The following is a 3,833-nucleotide window of genomic DNA, read 5'->3' as shown; positions in this document are numbered from 1 at the left end:
CCGTGTTTTCAGCGTGGCGCGCCACTCTGAAACCGAAGAAAGAAGTGGTGTTTTACCAAAGCACTGTATGGCGAATACGGCTTTTGGGTGCGCCCTTTGAGCATGTTCCTGGAGACCGTCGAAGTTGACGGCGAGCAGGTCCCACGCTTTGCTTTGGTCACGGCCGAACCCAGTCTTTTTACAGGGCAATAACGGCAGGTCGCGCAGAATGCTGCGCTTGACCTCATCCGGTTGCCACTATATATAGCGTTGCCGCGTCAGGCGCCAACTGCCTTTCACTTCTCGAATTCAGGAATTTTCCGATCCATGGGCAAATCGCTGGTCATTGTGGAATCCCCGGCTAAGGCCAAGACCATCAACAAGTACTTGGGCAACGAGTACGTGGTGAAGTCGAGTATCGGCCATATCCGAGACCTGCCCACCAGCGGTTCGGCTAGCGCCAGCAAGGAGCCTGCCGCCAAGCGCGGCAAGGCCGCCGCGGGCGAAGGTCCGGTACTCACGCCTAAAGAAAAAGCGCGCAAGCAACTGGTTTCGCGCATGGGTGTGGACCCGGACCATGGCTGGAAGGCCAAGTACGAAATCCTTCCGGGCAAGGAAAAGGTCATCGAAGAGCTGCGCCGGCTCGCCAAAGATGCTGACACCATCTATCTCGCGACGGACTTGGACCGCGAAGGGGAAGCCATTGCCTGGCACCTGCGCGAAGCCATCGGCGGTGATGACAGCCGCTACAAGCGCGTGGTGTTCAACGAAATCACCAAGAAAGCCATCCAGGAAGCCTTCTCCAAGCCGGGCGAGCTGGACATCGACCGTGTCAACGCCCAGCAGGCCCGTCGCTTCCTCGACCGCGTCGTCGGCTACATGGTCTCGCCACTGCTGTGGGCGAAGATCGCCCGTGGCCTGTCCGCCGGCCGTGTGCAATCGGTAGCGGTCAAGCTGGTGGTGGAGCGTGAGCGCGAGATCCGTGCGTTCATCCCTGAAGAATACTGGGAAGTCCACGCCGACCTCGGCACTGCCAAGGGCGCCAATGTGCGCTTTGAAGTGGCCCGTGAAAAAGGCGAAGCCTTCAAGCCGCTGAACGAAGCCCAGGCCATGGCCGCGCTGGAGAAGCTCAAGGCCTCCAGCTACAGCATCGTCAAGCGTGAAGACAAACCGACCAGCAGCAAGCCGTCGGCGCCGTTCATCACCTCCACCCTGCAACAGGCCGCGAGCAACCGTTTGGGCTTCGGGGTGAAGAAGACCATGATGATGGCCCAGCGTCTGTATGAGGCTGGCTACATCACGTATATGCGTACGGACTCCACCAACCTGTCGCAAGACGCGTTGGCGATGGCGCGTACCTATATTGAAAGCGAATTCGGCAAGACCTACCTGCCGGAGAAGCCGAACGTCTACAGCAGCAAGGAAGGCGCACAAGAGGCACACGAAGCGATTCGTCCTTCCGACGCCAACACCACGCCTGCCAAGCTGAGCGGCATGGAGCGCGACGCTGAGCGCCTCTACGAGCTGATCTGGCGCCAGTTCCTGGCTTGCCAGATGCTGCCGGCGCAATACCTGTCTACTACCGTCAGCGTGGGCGCGGGCGATTTCGAGCTGCGTGCCAAGGGCCGTATCCTCAAGTTCGATGGCTACACCCGTGTGATGCCGCAGATCGCCAAGCCTGGCGATGATGATGTGCTGCCGGACATGGCCCAGGGCGACACGCTGAAGCTGATCAAGCTCGACCCGTCCCAGCACTTCACCAAGCCGCCGGCGCGTTATTCCGAAGCCAGCCTGGTGAAAGAGATGGAGAAGCGCGGTATCGGTCGTCCGTCGACCTACGCGGCAATCATCTCCACCATCCAGGACCGTGGCTACGTTGCGCTGCATAACCGTCGTTTCTATTCGGAAAAGATGGGTGACATCGTCACCGAGCGTCTGTCGGAGAGTTTTCTCCAACTTGATGGATTACGGCTTCACTGCCGGCATGGAAGAGAACCTCGATGACGTGGCCCAGGGCGAACGCGACTGGAAAAACGTGCTGGATGAGTTCTACGGCGACTTCAAGAAAAATGCTTGAAGTGGCCGAGAAACCCCGAGAACGGGATGCGCGCCAACCAGCCGGTGATGACGGATATTCCGTGCACTACCTGCGGTCGACCGATGCAGATTCGTACCGCCTCCACCGGCGTGTTCCTCGGTTGCTCGGGCTACAGCCTGCCGCCCAAAGAGCGCTGCAAGGCGACCGTCAACCTGGTGCCGGGCGATGAAATCGCGGCTGACGACGAGGGTGAGTCCGAGTCGCTGGTGCTGCGTGGCAAGCACCGCTGCCCGATCTGCAGCACGGCGATGGACGCCTACCTGCTGGACGAGAAGCACAAGCTGCACATCTGTGGTAACAACCCGGATTGCAACGGCTACGAGATCGAAGAGGGCACCTATCGCATCAAGGGCTATGAAGGCCCGAGCCTGGAATGCGACAAGTGCGGCAGCGAGATGCAGCTCAAGACTGGCCGTTTCGGCAAGTTCTTCGGGTGCACCAACCCAACCTGCAAGAACACCCGCAAACTGCTGAAAAGCGGTGATGCGGCGCCGCCGAAAATGGACCCGGTGAAGATGCCCGAGCTCAAGTGCGAGAAGGTCAACGACACCTACATCCTGCGTGACGGCGCTTCGGGGCTGTTCCTGGCTGCGAGCCAGTTCCCGAAAAACCGCGAGACCCGTGCGCCACTGGTGATGGAGATCGTGCCGCACAAGGACGAGATCGATCCGAAGTACCACTTCCTGTGTGAAGCGCCGAAAAAGGACCCGGATGGTCGCCCAGCCGTGATCCGTTACAGCCGCAAGACCAAGGAGCAGTACGTGCAGACCGAAGTGGACGGCAAGCCGACTGGCTGGAAAGCGTTCTACGACGGCGGCAAGTGGAAGGTCGAGGACAAGCGCCAGGGCGCTTGATCCGCTAGTCTGTTAACGCCAAAAGCCGTCTGTATAGACGGCTTTTGCTTACTGTAGGATTGAGCTTGTTGTGGCGAGCAAGCTTGCTTGCGCTGGGGTGCGAAGCGCCCCCAATAGCTGGCGACTGCTACGCAGTCGAGCGGGAGCAAGCTCCCTCGCCACAGCAAGCTCGCTCCTACACAGCCAGCATCACGCCTATTCGTTGTGGAGATTGCCGTCATGGCCAACGAACTCTATACCCGTACCAATCAGAAAATTTACTTCGCGGGTTTATCCCTGGAGGCCCTTGGCCGTGCCGAGGAAGGGAAAGAGATGAACGCCATCGCGCTGGTACAGGCGGGGCGCGAAGCGGCGTTGTTCCACCTGTACGGTGCCTTGCTGGGGCTGTGCCATGAGATCGCCGGGTTCTACCGCCTACCCCAGGCCGGTGCGCCGCGTGCAGAAATGATCATGAATCGTGAAGTGCTGGATTCCATGGCAATCCCCGAGTTGGCCGAGCTGGTGGAAATGGCCCAAAGCCCCGACAGTTGGGTGGCACGGCTGCTCAAAGCCCATGCGGATATGTTTCAACCGCCGCGTATTCCCCATGTGCCCAAAGGTGATGTCACCCAGCCGCTGATCGTCGCCGTGGCCTTGGAGCAGGATGAGCCTAAGCCTTTGAGCCGTGAGGAGTTGGAAGGCTGGCGCCAGGAGCTGAAAAAGATGGCGCTGCGTTTTCGTGAAGGGCTCAACGAGTGCTGAAGGGGTTGCACTAAGCAAATGTGGAAGCTGGCTTGCCTGCGATGGCGGCCTGACAGGCGACMCCTATCGATCTGATGCCCCGCGTTCAACCTGTGGGAGCTGGCTTGCCTGCGATGACGGCCTGCCAGCCGACACCTATCGATCTGATGCCCCGCGTTCAA

Annotated in this window: 1 protein-coding gene and 2 pseudogenes; all 3 read left to right on the top strand. The window is 59.9% G+C overall.

Going from position 1 to position 3,833, the window contains the following annotated elements; all coding sequences use genetic code 11:
* Positions 1 to 192, top strand: a pseudogene (locus DQ405_RS25595) (DUF1653 domain-containing protein); the annotation flags it as partial.
* A gap of 114 nt (positions 193 to 306) precedes the next feature.
* Positions 307 to 2,931 (top strand): annotated as a pseudogene (topA, locus tag DQ405_RS25590) (type I DNA topoisomerase).
* Between the two features lie 219 nt (positions 2,932 to 3,150).
* A complete protein-coding gene (locus tag DQ405_RS25585) occupies positions 3,151 to 3,672 on the top strand; it encodes a DUF6586 family protein (protein ID WP_003189653.1) in 522 nt (173 codons plus the stop codon).
* Positions 3,673 to 3,833: the final 161 nt, after the last annotated feature.

The organism is Pseudomonas sp. SST3 (assembly GCF_003325755.1).
The sequence above is the reverse complement of the archived record's forward strand: the minus strand, read 5'-3'. Positions and strand labels throughout refer to the sequence as shown.

Bases quoted from the DNA above. Each gene is read 5' to 3' on its own strand.
- DQ405_RS25585 (WP_003189653.1), top strand. From the start codon at position 3,151: ATGGCCAACGAACTCTATACCCGTACCAATCAGAAAATTTACTTCGCG.